Source organism: Micromonospora sp. WMMD980, assembly GCF_029626035.1.
GTDB lineage: Bacteria > Actinomycetota > Actinomycetes > Mycobacteriales > Micromonosporaceae > Micromonospora.
Genome location: NZ_JARUBE010000003.1, coordinates 6712789 through 6728514 on the forward strand (window position 1 = coordinate 6712789; position 15726 = coordinate 6728514).

Annotated in this window: 12 protein-coding genes; 5 read left to right on the top strand and 7 right to left on the bottom strand. The window is 74.7% G+C overall.

Annotated features, from left to right (window positions below; translation table 11 throughout):
* Nucleotides 1–196 precede the first annotated feature (196 nt).
* On the top strand, nt 197–1678 hold the full coding sequence (locus tag O7618_RS31745; RefSeq protein WP_278109806.1) for a sugar transferase: 1482 nt from the start codon (nt 197–199) through the stop codon (nt 1676–1678).
* Here O7618_RS31745 and O7618_RS31750 read toward each other — a convergent pair.
* Entirely contained in the window at nt 1672–2820 is a 1149-nt protein-coding gene (locus O7618_RS31750) for a PP2C family protein-serine/threonine phosphatase (RefSeq protein WP_278109807.1), read from the bottom strand. The genes O7618_RS31745 and O7618_RS31750 overlap by 7 nt on opposite strands.
* A 95-nt stretch (nt 2821–2915) precedes the next feature.
* On the opposite strand from O7618_RS31750, the gene O7618_RS31755 reads away from it, so the two are divergent.
* Nucleotides 2916–3485, top strand: coding sequence for a MarR family winged helix-turn-helix transcriptional regulator (locus O7618_RS31755; protein WP_278109808.1), 570 nt, complete (start codon nt 2916–2918; stop codon nt 3483–3485).
* A 128-nt stretch (nt 3486–3613) separates the two neighbouring features.
* Here the strand turns inward: O7618_RS31755 and O7618_RS31760 are convergent, their stop codons facing one another.
* The 3 genes from O7618_RS31760 to O7618_RS31770 form a co-directional block, all read right to left on the bottom strand.
* Nucleotides 3614–4609: a cobalamin-dependent protein gene (locus O7618_RS31760; protein ID WP_278109809.1), complete on the bottom strand. Its 996-nt coding sequence runs from the start codon at nt 4607–4609 to the stop codon at nt 3614–3616.
* Nucleotides 4606–6195: a PP2C family protein-serine/threonine phosphatase gene (locus O7618_RS31765; RefSeq protein ID WP_278109810.1), complete on the bottom strand. Its 1590-nt coding sequence runs from the start codon at nt 6193–6195 to the stop codon at nt 4606–4608. Before O7618_RS31765 ends, O7618_RS31760 begins: the two co-directional genes overlap by 4 nt.
* Before the next feature lie 210 nt (nt 6196–6405).
* Entirely contained in the window at nt 6406–7665 is a 1260-nt protein-coding gene (locus O7618_RS31770; protein ID WP_278109811.1) for an ROK family protein, read from the bottom strand.
* 51 nt (nt 7666–7716) lie between these two features.
* Between O7618_RS31770 and xylA the strand changes: the two genes are divergently transcribed.
* The 3 genes from xylA (at nt 7717) to O7618_RS31785 (ending at nt 11893) form a co-directional block, all read left to right on the top strand.
* Nucleotides 7717–8904 carry a xylose isomerase gene (xylA, locus tag O7618_RS31775; protein WP_278109812.1) on the top strand — a complete coding sequence of 396 codons (1188 nt, stop codon included), beginning with the start codon at nt 7717–7719 and terminating at the stop codon, nt 8902–8904.
* 11 nt (nt 8905–8915) lie between these two features.
* On the top strand, nt 8916–10349 hold the full coding sequence (xylB, locus tag O7618_RS31780; RefSeq protein ID WP_278109813.1) for a xylulokinase: 1434 nt from the start codon (nt 8916–8918) through the stop codon (nt 10347–10349).
* Nucleotides 10350–10462: 113 nt separating this feature from the next.
* Nucleotides 10463–11893: an MFS transporter gene (locus O7618_RS31785; RefSeq protein ID WP_278109814.1), complete on the top strand. Its 1431-nt coding sequence runs from the start codon at nt 10463–10465 to the stop codon at nt 11891–11893.
* A gap of 59 nt (nt 11894–11952) precedes the next feature.
* On the opposite strand, the gene O7618_RS31790 is transcribed toward O7618_RS31785, so the two are convergent.
* The 3 genes from O7618_RS31790 to O7618_RS31800 form a co-directional block, all read right to left on the bottom strand.
* Nucleotides 11953–13593 (bottom strand): glycoside hydrolase family 13 protein, encoded by a 1641-nt coding sequence (locus O7618_RS31790; RefSeq protein WP_278110230.1) that lies wholly within the window; start codon nt 13591–13593, stop codon nt 11953–11955.
* A 39-nt stretch (nt 13594–13632) separates the two neighbouring features.
* A complete protein-coding gene (locus O7618_RS31795) occupies nt 13633–14703 on the bottom strand; it encodes a LacI family DNA-binding transcriptional regulator (protein ID WP_278109815.1) in 1071 nt (356 codons plus the stop codon).
* A gap of 63 nt (nt 14704–14766) precedes the next feature.
* Nucleotides 14767–15726, bottom strand: a complete 960-nt coding sequence (locus O7618_RS31800) for a carbohydrate ABC transporter permease (RefSeq protein WP_278109816.1) — start codon at nt 15724–15726, stop codon at nt 14767–14769.

Here is a 15726-nt window from a genome sequence, read left to right on the forward strand (position 1 = left end):
CTTCCGCCGTACCGGGAAATCCGGTACGGCGGAAGGCTTCCCGGGTCAAGGTACGAGAAGTGAACTGACGGTAATGTGTCCGAATCAATCGGTAACCATAATTGTCCTGGCATGATGTCCGAGTGCCTCGACCGCGGGTCCCGGGGCGGGACCGGGTGGGAGCGGGGCGGTCGGTGAGTTGAGTGGGGGAGGGCCGGTGACCTCGGCGACGCTGTTGACTCCTGCCAGGACGTCACGATCCGGGGGCGAGCGACCCGGCGCGACGACACGAGCCGCGGAACGGGCCTACATCCGGGTCCTGGTGGTGCTCGACACCGCCGTGCTGGCCGTGGCCATCCTGGTCGGCTACCTGGCCCGGTTCGGTGACGAGCAGCCCAGCGGCTCCGAGATCCCCTACGTGGTGGTCGCGCCGGTGCTCCTGCTGGTCTGGCTGGTGTCGCTCAAGGCCATGCGCTGCTACGACGACCAGGTGCTCGGCTACGGCGCCGACGAGTACCGCCGGGTCAGCGCGGCGAGCCTGCGGTTGGCCGGCGGCATCGCCATCGCCGGCTACATCGCCGACGTCGGGGTCTCCCGGGGCTTCCTGGCCATCTCCTTCGCGGTCGGCACGATCGGGCTGGAAGTGGCGCGCTTCGCCGCCCGCAAGCGGCTGCACCGGGCCCGCGACCGGGGCGCCGGCTGGTCCCGCAAGGTGCTGGTGGTCGGTGACACGGCGCACGTGCTGGAGTTGGTGCACACGTTGCGCCGGGAGCCCTACGCCGGCTACCAGGTGGTCGGCGCCTGCATTCCGGACGCGCTGCTCGCCCCGGTGCCGCAGCGCCTCGGCGACGTGCCGGTGGTCGGGTCGTTCCGGGGCATCCCGGAGGCGGCCACCGCGATCGGCGCGGACACGGTGGCGGTCACCGCCTCCGGCGAGCTGACCGCGACCCGGCTGCGCCGTCTCGGCTGGCAACTGGAGGGCACCGGGGTCGACCTGGTGGTGGCCCCGGCGCTGACCGACGTGGCCGGCCCTCGCATCCACACCCGCCCGGTCGCCGGCCTGCCGCTGATCCACGTCGAGGCCCCCGAGTTCCGCGGCGCCCGCAAGCTGGTCAAGGGCTTCGTCGACCGGTCGCTCTCGCTGATCGCCCTGCTCCTGCTGTCGCCACTGCTGGCGGTGCTCGCGCTCGCCGTCAAGCTGGACAGCCGCGGCCCGGTGCTGTTCCGGCAGACCCGGGTGGGCCAGGGCGGCGAGGAGTTCGGGGTCTTCAAGTTCCGCACCATGGTGGTCAACGCCGACGCCCTGCTCGCCGAGCTGGCCGCGCGCAACGAGACCGACGGCCTGATGTTCAAGATGCGCGACGACCCCCGGGTGACCCGGACCGGCCGGCTGCTGCGCAGGTGGTCGCTGGACGAGCTGCCCCAGCTCGCCAACGTGCTGCTCGGCCAGATGAGCCTGGTGGGCCCGCGCCCACCGCTGCCCTCCGAGGTGGCCCGCTACGACGGCGACGTGGCCCGCCGCCTGCTGGTCAAGCCCGGCATGACCGGTCTCTGGCAGGTCAGCGGCCGATCCGACCTGAGCTGGGAGGACGGCATCCGGCTCGACCTCTACTACGTGGAGAACTGGTCGCTCGCGGCCGACCTGACCATCCTCTGGAAGACGTTCGGCGCGGTGCTGGGCAGCCGCGGCGCCTACTGAGCCGGGCCGGTCCCCGGCTGCGGGCCCGACCAGTCCAGGCAGACCACCACCGCGTCGTCGACGAGGTCACCGGCGACGAAGGCCCGCAGGTCGCCGATCAGGGACCGGACCGCGTCCAGTGGTTCCAGCGGGCCGGTCCGGCGCAGGAACCGGTCCAGGGCCGACTCGCCGTAGCGGATCCGCTCGGCGGTGGCGTCGACCACCCCGTCGCTGACCACGAAGAGCCGGTCGCCGCGAGCCAACTGGAACCGCTGTTCCCGGTAGTCGGTGCCGTCGAACATGCCGAGCGGGAACTGCTTGTCCAGCTCCTGCTGGGCCACCTCGCCGTCGCGCAGCCGGATCAGGTGCGGTGAGCCGGCGTCCACCGCGGCCAGCTCCCCGGTGGCCAGGTCCAGCTCCATCAACAGCACGGAGAGGTGCTGCTCTCCCCGGTGCTGCGCGTAGATCGCCTGGTCGGCCAGGGCGGCCTGGTCGGCCAGGCCGAGCCCACCCCGGCGCGCGTTGCGCAGCGCGAAGGTGGCCAGCGAGGTGAGCAGCGCCGCGGCCACCCCCTCACCGAAGCCGTTGAGCACCGCCAACCAGAGCCGGTGGCCGTCGTCGGACCAGTCGAAGCTGTCGCCACGCACCGCGTAGGCCGGCTCGAGCTGGCCGGCCAGACTGAACGACGGGCGGATCCGGCTGCGGCCGGGCAGCATCTCCCACTGCATCTCGGCGGCCAGGGTGAGCCGCCGGCTGCGCCGGTTGGTCAGGTAGATGTCGGTGGTCGAGGTGACGGCGGCCAGCTCGTGCCCGAGGACGGTGGCGACGATGTCCAGTTCGCGCCGGGCGTCCGGGTCGGTCGGCATGGGCGAGACCCGGAGCACACCGCGCCGCTCGCCCCGCATCCCCACCGGGAACCAGCCGGTGCCGTCGGCGACCATCGGCTCCTGGTGGTCGAAGGCGTGCCAGGCCGGATGGCCGGGGCCGGTGAGCGCCTCGCCGCCGCCCAGCGGCAGCAGTTCGGTGAGCCGGTAGTCGACCTGGTAGAGCTCGGTGCGGGTGATCCCGTAGGTACGCAGCAGCTCGGCGGCGAGCCGGTCGACGATGAGATCGGTGGGCGCACCGGTCAGGATCTGACGCGCGCGAGCCTCCGGTTCGCTCATCTTTGCTCCTTTGCACAGGTCGCCGGGGTGATCCGGGGAGTAGTCTCGGGCCCACCATGACCGAGGAGCCCGGTCCCGTGGGACCTGAAGCGAGTATGTCCGCTGCCCTGGACGAGGCGGCGGGCACCCTGCTCGCCGTCTGGGAGGCGGCCCGCGAGCAGACCACCAGCCGGCTTTCCGGGGCACAGTTGCGCGCGGTCATGGTCGTCGAGCAGTACGACGGGATCAACCTCCGTCGGCTCGCCACGCTCACCGACATGCTGCTCTCCTCCGCCAGCCGGCTCTGCGACCGTCTGGTGGCCGCCGGCATGCTGGAGCGGGAACCGGGCCGCCACGACCGCCGGGAGATCTCGCTGCACCTCACCCCGGAGGCCGAGCGGCTCCTCGCCGAGCTGCGCGCCGACCGGTGGCGTCGGTTGGCGCGGATCCTGGACGCGATGAGCCCGGACGGGCGGTCGGCCCTGCTGCGCGGGATGCGCGAGTTCGACGAGATCGGGCGTCGGGGAGCGGCGTCGGTCGCCGGAGGATGGCCGGTGTTGCAGCCGTCCGGGGGGCGGATCTCCGATCCCCTGACCGACCTGGCCGCGCCGTCGCGGCCCATGGTGACGCGCCGACCTGGTGAGCCGCTGCCGCCCGACGAGCCGCCGTCGGTCCGCAGCGCCTGAGCCGGCCGATCGGCGGACGCCGCCGACCGGGCCGGCTCTCGTCGGGAGGCGTCGGCCGGCCCGCACAGCAGCGCCGGGGCGTCCCACGGCCGGCCCCACGGCAGCGCCGGGGCGTCCCACGGCCGGGCTCAACCGGCGGTGTACGCGGCCCAGGCGTCGCGCAGTCGGGCGGCCGCCCGGGGATGCTCGGACAGGGTCCGTTCCAGGGTGGCGAGCACGTCGTCGAGCAGGCGCCGGCCGCCCCGGGCGGTGAGCGCCTCCTCCTGCCACTCGACGAAGTCCAGCAGCAGCCGGTCGTCGTCCACCCGGGCCGCCGCGATCAGCGCGTCGACCAGGTGCGCGATGCCCGACGCGACGTCCTCGGCGGTCTCCTCCGGCGGGTCCACCGCGGCCAGCGCGAGCCGGACCAGCTCCCGTCGGCGGTGCAGCACCGCCACGTACCCGTCATCGGCCGGTGGGGGCGGTGGGCCGGTGTGCGAGCCGGCGGGCAACGGCACGGCCAGCAGCCGCACCGCGTCCCGGGCACTGGCTCCCCAGGCCGCCGCGCCGATCGCCGTCGCCCACCGGCCCTGCGGGCCGAAGCCGGGGCCACCGGCCAGCACCGGCACCCCGGCAGCCCGGCTGGCCTCCACCATGCGCGCCGCCCGGACGAGCCGGTTGGGCTGGACACAGCTCAACAGCACCGCGTCCGGGCCGGTCTGGTGCAGGTAGGAGACCAGGTGGCGGGCCGGCACGCTGGCGCCCAGGAACGTCACCCGCCAGCCGGCCGCCCGGACCACCTCGCTGACGATCCGGGCCGCCAACGCGTGCCACTCGCCCTCGACGCAGGCCACCACCACGTGGCCCCGGTGCGGCGCGCCGACGGCCGCGCCCAGCGCGTCGACCACCAGCTCGCTGACGTGGGTGGCGGCGTGTTCCTGCGCGACGCGCCAGGAACCGGTGAGCCAGCGTCGCCCGATCTCCCGCTGGGCCACCGCGACCAGGTCGACGAGCACGTCCGCGACCGAGCGGCCCTCCGCCAGCAGGCCCCGGGCCAACGCCACGGCGCCGGCCCGGTCGGCCCGTTCCAGATGTTCGAGGTACGCGGCCAGGGCTTCCGGCCCGATCCGGCCGCCCGGGCTCACGACGCCGCCACGGCCAGCATGGCGATGTCGTCGTGCGGCTGCCCGTCGAGCCACTCGTCGACGAGCTGGAGCACCCGGTCGACCAGCGCGGCCGGCGGCAGCCCGGCACCGGAGGCGAGCGCCTGACACAGCCGGTCGTCGCCGAACATGGCCAGCTCGGTGGGGCCACCCCGGGCCTCGGTCACCCCGTCGGTGTACGCCAGCAGCAGGTCGCCCGGCGCCAGCCGGACCTCGGCCTCGGCGAATCGCGCCGCGGTCAGCGCGCCGACCGGCATGCCGCCCACCCGGACCACGTCGATCCCGCCGCCGGCGCGGATCACCAGGGGCGCGGGATGCCCGCCACCGGCCACCCGGACCAGGAGCCCGCCGTCGGGCTCCCGGCTCAGAGTGCCGAGCAGGAGCGTGGTGAACTGGGCCCGCGCGGCGGCGCCCGGTGCGTCGAGCAGCGCCCGGTTGAGCAGCTCCATCAGCTCCCGGGGGCGCTGCTCGACCAGGCGCAGGGTCTGCAACGACTGGCGGACCCGGCCGGTGAGCACCGCCGCGCCCACGCCCTTGCCGCAGACGTCACCGAGCGCGAAAAGGCCGCCGGCCGGGGTGGGGAACAGGTCGTAGAAGTCGCCGCCGATGCGCAGGCTGTCCCCGGCGGCCCGGTAGCCGCCGGCCAGGGTCATCCCGTCCAGGCGCGGCAGCTTCGGCGGCAGCAGGCTGTTCTGGAGGACCCGGGCCAGGTGCGTCTGTTCGCCGTACAGCTCGGCGGCCGCCAGCGCGGCACCGGCCCGGCCGGCGAACTCGCGGGCCAGCGCGATCTCCCGCTGGTCGAAACCCGCGCGCTCGGGGCGACGGGCGAGGACCAGTGCCCCGGCCGGCCCGCCGGCGCTGGGCATGGGGCTGATCAGCACGGTGCCCGGCCGACCGAAGCCGGCCGGGAGCACCTCGGCCAGGTCGGCCAGTTCGGCGTCGAGCCAGGGACTGGGCTCGGTGAGGTCGCCTTCGAGCGCCTCGACCAGGCCGGGGACCGACTCCGCCGTCCGCCAGCCGGCCACGCCGGTGACCGGGCCGGAGTCGTTCGCGGCGTACCGGATCCAGTGCGGTTCGTCCTCGGCCGGCGGCGGCGGTCGGTGCACCACCACGGCGACGTCGGCCAGGTAGGGCACCGGCAGCGTCACGGCGGTGCGCAGCGTCTGCTCGCGGTGCAGGGAGAGCCCGAGCCGGCTGCCGGCTTGGGCCAGGAAGGCGGTGCGGGAACGCTCGGCGAGCAGCGCGTCGGTGCGGGCCTGTTCCTCGGTGACGTCCCGCACATACCATGCGCAGCGGTCTCCGGCCAGCTCCCGGCGCAGGCCGCGCAGCCGCCGCCCGTGGTGCTCGCTCTCGAACGTGTCGGCGCCGGCGCGGGCCGCCTCGGCCAGCGCGGGCACCCGGCAGCCGGCCAGGGCGACGCCCGGTGTCAATTCGGGGAGCAGCGCCGTCGCCATGGTGTTGACCAGGGCCACCACGCCGGCCGGGCCGGTCGTCACGACCGCCTCGGCCGACCCGTCCAGCAGCTCGCGGGCGAGGCGGTCGTCGGCCGGCAGCGCGCTCCCGGCCACCCGCCGGGATCGCTTCCGGGGGACGGCTCCACCGCCGCTGACCGGCCCGGCGACACCGCCGCGGCGTGCGGCGGTCACCGCCGGTGGCCGGGCGCTTCGGCCGGTCGACCCGTGTGCATGCTGTCGGTGCGCTCCTCGTTCGATGGACAGGTTGCCTCACGGCAAGCGTACCGAGCGGAGGCGACGAATGCCCGTCGAGGACGGCTGCGATCAGGGCGTCCGGGCGAGCCAGCCGACCGGGTGGTCGACGATCCGGCGGACCACCGAGGTGGCGCCGCCGACCGCGGCGGACTGGGCCCCCAACACCGCGGGCCGCACCGTGACCGGGGACCACGCGGCGGTCAGCACCCGCCGGGAGATCTCCGCCACCACCGGCGGGCACAGCCAGGGCGCGAGCGGCGCGTATCCGCCTCCGAGCACCACGGTGTCCAGATCCAGCAGGTTCACCACGCCCGCCACCGCCACCCCGAGCGCGGTGCCGGCGTCGGCGAGCGCGGCGAGCGTGGCCGGGTCGCCGCCCCCGGCCAGGTCGGCCAGGCGGGTGGCGGCGGTGTCGGCGGGCAGCTCCGCGCCGGGCAGGCCGGCGGCGGCCAGGATCGCCTCCTGGCCGGCGTACCGCTCCAGGCAACCCTGACCGCCGCAGCGGCACGGCCGGCCCTGTGGTTGGACCGGGAAGTGACCGATCTCTCCGCTCCAGCCGCGGGCACCCCGATAGAGCGCCCCGTCGAGCACGATCCCGGCGCCGATGCCGATCTCGCCGGTGACGTGCAGGAAGCTGCGGGCCCGGGGCGCTCCGGCGTACAGCTCGCCGAGCGCGGCGAGGTTGGCCTCGTTGTCGACCATGAGCGGCGGGACGCCGTCGACCGGCTCGGCGAGCGGGTGCCCGGCCAGCAGCGCCGGCACGTCCACGTCCCGCCAGCCGAGGTTCGGCGCGAGCCGGACCAGGCCGTCCTCGCCCACCAGGCCGGGCACGGCCAGCGCCGCGCCGGCCAGGGTCAGTCCGTCGCGTACGGCTGCGGCGCGCGCCTCGGCGGCGAGCGCGGCCAGCCGGGCGAGCGCGTCGGCGGGGGAGGTCGGGCGCAGGTCGGCGCGGCGGACCAGATGGTGCCGGACGGTGCCGGTGAGGTCGACGACGCAGGCGGCCAGGTAGTCGACGTTCACCTCCAGGCCCAGCCCGGCCGGGCCGTCGGCGGCCAGCACCAGGCCCCGGGCCGGCCGGCCCGCGCCGGTGCGCGGGGCCGGTTCCGCCTCGGCGACCAGCCGCCCGGCGATCAGGTCGTCGACGACGGCGGAGACGGTGGCCCGGGTCAGCCCGGTCTCGGCGGCGAGCCCGGCCCGCGACGGCGGGTGGTCGGCCGCGGCGATCCGCCGGAGCACGACCGCGAGGTTCAACTCGCGCAGGCTGCCCTGCCGGACCGCTCCGACGGTGCTGGCGCTGGTCACCACTTGACACTGCCACATCCCCGCCATTTAATTCAACCGCTGAACAAATCGCGGACGACACCACCACCGGAGGTTCCCATGGCACCCCGTCCCACCCCCGCGGACAAGTTCTCCTTCGGCCTCTGGACCGTGGGCTGGCCGGCCCGCGACCCGTTCGGCGACGCCACCCGCCCCGAGCTGGACGCCGTCGAGGCGGTGCACCGGCTCGCCGAGCTGGGCGCGTACGGCATCACCTTCCACGACGACGACCTGGTTCCCTTCGGTGCGGACGCCGCCACCCGCGACGCCCGGGTCAGCCGGTTCCGCAAGGCCCTCGACGAGACCGGCCTGGTCGTGCCGATGGTCACCACCAACCTGTTCAACCACCCGGTGTTCAAGGACGGCGGGTTCACCAGCAACGACCGGGACGTGCGCCGCTACGCGCTGCGCAAGGTGCTGCGCAACGTCGACCTCGCCGCCGAGATGGGCGCGAAGACGTTCGTCATGTGGGGCGGCCGGGAGGGCGCCGAGTACGACGTGGCCAAGAACGTCCAGGCCGCGCTGGAGCGTTACCGCGAGGCCGTCGACCTGCTCTGCCAGTACGTCGTCGACAACGGCTACGACCTGCGCTTCGCCCTGGAGCCCAAGCCGAACGAGCCCCGGGGCGACATCCTGCTGCCCACCGTCGGCCACGCGCTCGGCTTCATCTCCACCCTGGCCCGCCCGGAGATGGTCGGGCTCAACCCGGAGGTCGGCCACGAGCAGATGGCCGGGCTGAACTTCGCCCACGGCATCGCCCAGGCGCTCTGGCAGGGCAAGCTGTTCCACATCGACCTCAACGGCCAGCGCGGCATCAAGTACGACCAGGACCTGGTCTTCGGCCACGGCGACCTGCTCAACGCGTTCGCCCTCGTCGACCTGCTGGAGCACGGCGGCCCGGACGGCGGCCCGGCCTACGACGGCCCGCGCCACTTCGACTACAAGCCGTCGCGCACCGAGGACATCACCGGCGTGTGGGCGTCGGCGGCCGCGAACATGAGCACCTACCTGCTGCTCAAGGAGCGGGCCGCGGCGTTCCGCGCCGACCCGGAGGTCGCCGAGGCGCTCGCCGTCGCCCGGGTGGCCGAGCTGGCCACGCCGACGCTCGACCCGGGCGAGGGCTACGCCGAGCTGCTCGCCGACCGGAGCGCCTTCGAGGAGTTCGACCCGGAGGCCGCCGGGGCGAAGGGCTTCGGCTTCGTCCGGCTCAACCAGCTCGCCGTCGAGCACCTGCTCGGCGCGCGCTGAGGCGGGCCCCTATGCCGCTCGTCGCCGGGGTCGACTCGTCGACCCAGTCCTGCAAGGTGGTCGTCCGGGACGCGGAGACCGGCGCGCTGGTCCGGCAGGGCCGCGCGCCGCACCCGCCCGGCACCGAGGTCGACCCGTACGCCTGGTGGGACGCCCTGCGGGCGGCGCTGGCCGAGGCCGGCGGGCTGGCCGACGTGGCCGCCGTCTCGGTCGGCGGCCAGCAGCACGGCATGGTCTGCCTGGACGAGGCGGGTGAGGTGGTCCGCCCGGCGCTGCTGTGGAACGACACCCGGTCCGCCGACGCGGCCCGGGACCTGGTCGAGGAGGCCGGCGGCGGGGAGACCGGCCGCCGGTTCTGGGCCGACGCGACGGGCGCGGTGCCGGTGGCCAGCTTCACCGCCACCAAGCTGCGCTGGCTGGCCCGGCACGAGCCGGCCAACGCCGACCGGGTGGCCGCGGTCTGCCTGCCGCACGACTGGCTGACCTGGAAGCTGGCCGGCGCGCCCGGCCTGGCCGCGCTGCGCACCGACCGCGGCGACGCCAGCGGCACCGGCTACTGGTCGCCGCGCGCCGGCGAATACCGGCTCGACCTACTGGAACGGGCCTTCGGCCGGCGGATCCGGGTGCCGGCCGTGCTGGGTCCGGCCGAGGCGGCCGGTCGGCTCGACCTGGCGACGCTCGGCGAGGCCCCGGCCGGCGGCCCGGGGTCCGGCGCGGCCCTGCTCGGGCCGGGCACCGGGGACAACGCCGCGGCGGCGCTCGGCGTCGGCGCCGGCCCGGGCGACGTGGTGGTCTCGATCGGCACCTCCGGCACCGTCTTCGCGGTCACCGACACTCCGGCCGCGGACGCCTCCGGCGCGGTGGCCGGCTTCGCCGACGCCAGCGGCCGGTTCCTGCCGCTGGTCGCCACGCTGAACGCGGCCCGGGTGCTCGACGCCGCCGCCACCCTGCTCGGCGTCGACCTCGACACGCTCGGCGAGCTGGCCCTGTCCGCCCCGCCGGGCGCGGACGGGCTGGTGCTCGTGCCCTACCTGGAGGGGGAGCGGACGCCGAACCGGCCGGACGCCACCGGCACGCTGCACGGCCTCACGCTGGCCACCTCGACGCCGGCGCACCTGGCCCGGGCCGCCGTCGAGGGGCTGCTCTGCGGGCTGGCCGACGGTCTCGACGCGCTGCTCGCGCAGGGCGCCCGCGCGGACCGGATCATCCTGGTCGGCGGCGGCGCCCGGTCCGCCGCGGTCCGGCGGATCGCCCCGCAGGTGTTCGGCCGCCCGGTGGTGGTCCCGCCGCCGGGGGAGTACGTCGCGGACGGCGCGGCCCGGCAGGCGGCGTGGGTGGCGCTGGGCGGGGACGCCCCGCCGCACTGGTCCATCGGCGACATCGAGGAGTACACCGCCGCTCCCACCCCCACCATCCGCGAGCGCTACGCGCACGCCCGGGGTTAAGGAGGGGCCCCCGCTTAACGCTTCCTGCATAGGAGGGGGCCCCGCTTAACACCGGACGCGGCGCGCCGGGGGGTCGTGGTGCGCGCCGGGCGCGAGCCTGGTTGGCTGCCGGCATGAGCGACACGACGGTCTCCCGGCGCGGGAACGCGGCGCACCGGTTCTACAGCGTCGTGGTCTTCGTGGTGCTCGCCTCGCTGGACAACGTGGCGATCGGCCTGGTGCCGCCGCTGTACGGGCCGATCTCCGGCGCGCTCGGCGTACCCCAGCGGTTGCTCGGCCTGGTCACCGCCGTCAGCTTCCTGGTCAGCGCGGCGGCGGCGGTGGGTTGGGCGTACGTCGGCGACCGCACCAACCGCAAGCCGCTGCTCATGGTCGGCACGCTGATCTGGGCGGCCGGCACCGGCGGCAGCGCGCTGGCCGACCGGTACCCGACCTTCCTGGCCGCCCAACTCGTCGCCGCGATCGGGCTGGGCGCGGTCGGCTCGGTCGGCTTCTCCGTGGTCACCGACCTGATCTCGCCGCGCCGGCGCGGCCTGGTGATGAGCTTCTGGGGCCTGTCCCAGGGCGTCGGCACGCTGGCCGGCACGCTGGCCGGGGGACTGCTCGGGGCGACCGACTGGCGGCGACCGTTCCTGCTGCTCACCGGCGTGGGCCTGGCCGCCACCGTGGCCTACCTGTTCACGTACGACATCGCGCGCGGGCAGAGCGAGCCGGAACTGGCCGGGGCGCTGGACGCCGGCCGCGAGTACGACTACCGGATCAGCCGCGCCGACGTGCCCCGGATCCTGGCCCGCCGGACCAACCGCTGGCTGATCCTGCAGGGGCTCACCGCGCAGGCCGCGTTCGGTTCGTTGGTCTGGCTGCCGGTGTTGTTCAGCCAGCGGGCCGAGGCGCAGGGCTACTCGGCGGCCACCGCCGTGGTGGTGGGCAGCGTGTTCGCCACCCTGTTCCAGCTCGGCGGCGTGTTGTCCATCGTGGGCGGGTTGGTCGGCGACGCGCTGCAACGGCGTACGCCGAGTGGCCGGGCCCTGGTCGCGGCCGTGGGCATCCTCGCAGCCGTGCCGTTCTACCTGGTGCTGTTCTTCGTGCCGATCCACATCGACGTGCCCGACGGCGGCGGCTCCGGCGCGGTGGTGGCGGCCGTGCTGACCAGCGTGCTGACCGAGCCGACGGTCGGGCTGAGCCTGCTCACCGCCGTGGTCGCGCTGGCACTGACCTCGGCCAACTCGCCGAACTGGTTCGCGCTGATCGCGGACGTGAACCCGCCCGAGCACCGGGGCACGGTCTACAGCCTCGGCAACCTGGTCAACGGCGTGGGTCGGGCGGCCGGCAACGGGCTCGTGGGGGTGGCGTTCGCGGCGCTGCGGGTGGCGTTCCCGCCGCCGCTGAACTACGCCGTCGGGCTGGCCGCGTTCCAGCTGTTCTTCGTGCCGACCGGGATCATGTACTGGCTGGCCGCCCGCACCTCACCCCGGGACATCGCCCAGGTGCACGCGCTCCTGCACACCCGCGCCGACCGCCTCGAAGAAGGGGCCCCCTCCTGACACCTGGGCGTTAGGAGGGGGCCCCTGCTATACCGGAGGCGTTAACCGGGGGCCCCTCCTTACACCCACCACACGGTGACGTCGGTGGGGACGGCGGAGCCGTCCAGGGGGGCGCTGGAGGCCAGCACCTGCGCGCCGGAGGGCAGCGGCACCGGGGCCGCGCCGAAGTTGGTCAGCACGGTCAGGTCGCCGTTGGTGAACGTGAGCACCTCGTCACCGGAGGTGAGAAAGCGCATCGGCCCCCGGGCCAGCCCGTGCTCGCGCCGCAGCCGCAACGCGGTCCGGTACAGCTCGTACGTCGAGCCGGGCACCCCGCGCTGGCGGTCCAGCGCGTACTCGGCCCAGGCCGGCGGCTGGGGCAGCCAGCTCGCGTCGGTCGGGCCGAAGCCGTACGACGGGGCGTCGGCCTCCCACGGGATCGGCACCCGGCAGCCGTCCCGGCCGCGCTGGGTGTGCCCGCTGCGCGCCCAGGTCGGGTCCTGGCGGGCCTCGTCGGGCAGCGTGGTGTGCTCCGGCAGCCCCAGCTCCTCGCCCTGATAGAGGTAGGCCGAGCCGGGCAGCGCCAGCATCAGCAGGCTGGCCGCCCGGGCCCGGCGCAGGCCGAGCGCCGCGTCCGGCTGCGGATCGTCGACGCCGATGCCGCTCGTCCGGCCACCGGCGGTGCTCAGCCCGAGGCGGGAGGCGTGCCGGACCACGTCGTGGTTGGACAGCACCCAGGTGGTGGGCGCGCCGACCGCGTCGGTGGCCTCCAGCGAGCGGGTGATCACCGCGTACTGGGCCGGGGCGGTCCAGGCGGCCATCAGGTACTCGAAGTTGAACGCCTGGTGCATCTCGTCCGGCCGGACGTAGCGGGCCAGCCGCTCGGCCGGCTCCACCCACGCCTCGGCGACCAGGACCCGCTCCCCGGCGTACGAGTCGAGCAGCCGCCGCCACTCCCGGTAGATCTCGTGCACCCCGTCCTGGTCCCACATCGGCGGGCGCGGCTTGTCGGTCTCGCTGCCGGAGAGGATCTCCTGCGGTTCCTGCCAGTCGGCCAGGTCGGCCTGCTTGATCAGGCCGTGCGCCACGTCCACCCGGAACCCGTCGACGCCCCGGTCCAGCCAGAAGCGCAGCACGCCGAGGAACTCCTCGCGCACCTCCGGGTTGTCCCAGTTCAGGTCGGGCTGGCCGGGGTCGAACAGGTGCAGGTACCACTGGCCGTCGGGCAGCCGGGTCCAGGCCGGGCCGCCGAACACGCTCTCCCAGTCGTTCGGCGGCTCGGCGCCGTCCGGGCCCTTGCCGTCGCGGATGACGTAGCGCTGCCGCTCCGGGCTGCCCGGCGCGGCCGCGACGGCCGCGGTGAACCAGCGGTGCGCGGAGGAGGTGTGGTTGGGCACCAGGTCGACGATCACCCGCAGGTCGCGGGCCTTCGCCTCGGCGATCAGCTTGTCCGCGTCGGCGAGCGTGCCGAAGAGCGGGTCGACGTCCCGGTAGTCGGCCACGTCGTAGCCGGCGTCGGCCTGCGGGGACGGATAGAACGGGGACAGCCAGACGGCGTCGACCCCCAGCTCGGCGAGGTGGTCGAGGTGGGCCGTGATGCCCGGCAGGTCACCGACGCCGTCGCCGTCGGAGTCGGCGAACGAGCGCGGGTAGACCTGGTAGATGACCGCCTCGGTCCACCAGCCGGTGGCCGGGGCCTGCTGCGTCGCGTCGGTGTTCAGCGCCTTCTCCCTGTCGTGGTCGCGGACGAACGGGTCCGTTCAGTGTGCCCGGGGCGGCGCGGTCGACTCCCGCACGACGAGCCGAGTGGGGAGGATCACCGAGGTCGGCGTCCGCCCGTCGGCGTCGGCGCCGCGCGGCGTCGGCACCAGACCGGGGTACGGGTCGGCGGCGCGCGTGCCGAGCGGGTCCAGCAGGATGCGGGCGGCGAGCCGCCCCTGGTCGGCGGCGGGCTGGGCGATGGTGCTCAACCCGAGCACGCCGGCCAGGTCGTGGTCGTCGATACCGATCACGCTGACGTCCTGCGGCACCCGCAGCCCGGCGTCGCGCAGCGCGGTGACCGCACCCATCGCCATCTCGTCGCAGGCGGCGAAGATGGCGGTCGGCGGCTCGCCCCGGGCGAGCAACTCGGCGGTGGCGTGGGTGCCGCCGTCGATGGTGAACCGGGACTCGACGTCGAGGCTCGGGTCGGGCCGGAGGCCGGCGGCGCGCAGCGCCTCCTGGTAGCCGCGCCGCCGGTCCAGGTGGGTGGTGAAGGCGAGTTCGTCGTCCGGGTCGCCGGAGATGTGCGCGATCCGGGTGTGCCCGAGGTCGAGCAGGTGTCGGGTCGCGGTGCGGGCGGCGGCCACGTCGTCGATCCGGACGCAGGGCCAGCCGGGCACGCCGCTGCCGGAGCTGATCGTCACGCCGGGCAGGTCGAGTTTCGTCAGCGCGTGCACGTCGGCGGCGCGCAGCGGGGTGGCGACCAGGATGATCGCGTCGACCCGCTTGTGCAGGGCGGCGGTGCGCAGCACCCGCTGACGGTTCTGTTCCCGGCCGCCGAGGTTGTAGAGCAGCAGGTCGTAGCCGTTCTGCTGGAGGTGGTCCTCGACCGACTCGACGACCGTGCCGAAGAACCAGCGGGTGATCCGGGGGACGACCACCGCCACGGTGCCGGTCCGTCCGCCGGCCAGCCGGGAGGCGCTGGGCGACACCGCGTACTGGAGCTGCTCGGCGGCGGCGAGCACCCGGCGGCGGGTGGCGGCGGAGACGGTCGGCAGGCCGCGCAGCGCACGGGACACGGTGGCCGTGGAGACCCCGGCCAGGCGGGCGACGTCGTCAATCTTGGTCATCGTGGCTCCCCGCTGCGATCCGTGCCCCGCCGCCGCCGGGCCCGGCGGCGGCGGGACGGTGGATCAACCCTTGACGCTGCCGGCGAGCAGGCCCCGCACGAAGTAGCGCTGGAGGGACAGGAACACCAGCAGCGGTACGACGATCGACACGAACGCGCCGGCGGTGAGCCGTTGCCACTCGTTGCCCCGGGTGCCGGCCAGCTCGGCGAGCCGGACCGTCAGCGGGGCGGTCTCGTCGCCACCCCCGGCGAAGATCAGCGCGACCAGCAGGTCGTTCCAGACCCAGAGGAACTGGAAGATGCCGATCGCCGCCAGTGCGGGCGTGATCAGCGGCAGCACGATGGTGCGGAAGATCTTCGGGTGGGTGGCGCCGTCGACCCGGGCCGCCTCCATCAGGTCGCCGGGGAGCTGCGAGATGAAGTTGTGCAGCAGGTAGACGGCGAACGGAAGGGCGAAGCAGGTGTGCGCGAACCACACCTGGGCGAACTTCTGCTCGTCGACCAGGTCCCACGCGGGGAGGATCTGGACGCCGCCGAGGGTGACGCCGGTGGAGAAGAACCGCAGCAGCGGCACGAGGGCCATCTGCAGCGGCACGATCTGCAGCGCGAAGATCCCGATGTAGAGCCAGTCGCGCCCCCGGAAGTTGATCCAGGCCAGCGCGTACGCGGCCAGCGAGGCGAACGCGATCGGGAACAGCACCGACGGGATGGTGATCGCCAGCGAGTTGATGAAGTAGCTGGCGAGCTGCCCCGACGAGCCGGTGCTGAACAGCACGTCCTGGTAGTTCTGCAGGGTGAACTGCGGGTCGCTGAAGAACGTCCACCAGCCGGTGGTCTTGATCTGGTTCTCGGGCCGGAACGAGGAGACGAACAGGCCGAAGGTCGGGATCGTCCAGAGCAGCGCGAGCACGATCGAGACGAGCGTGGCGGTGCGGCTGTTGAGCCGCTTGCGGACTCGGGCGGCCCGGGTGAGCGGCGCCGGGGGTTGGACGCCGGCTCCGACGGTGGGCGTGGCGGTGGTCAT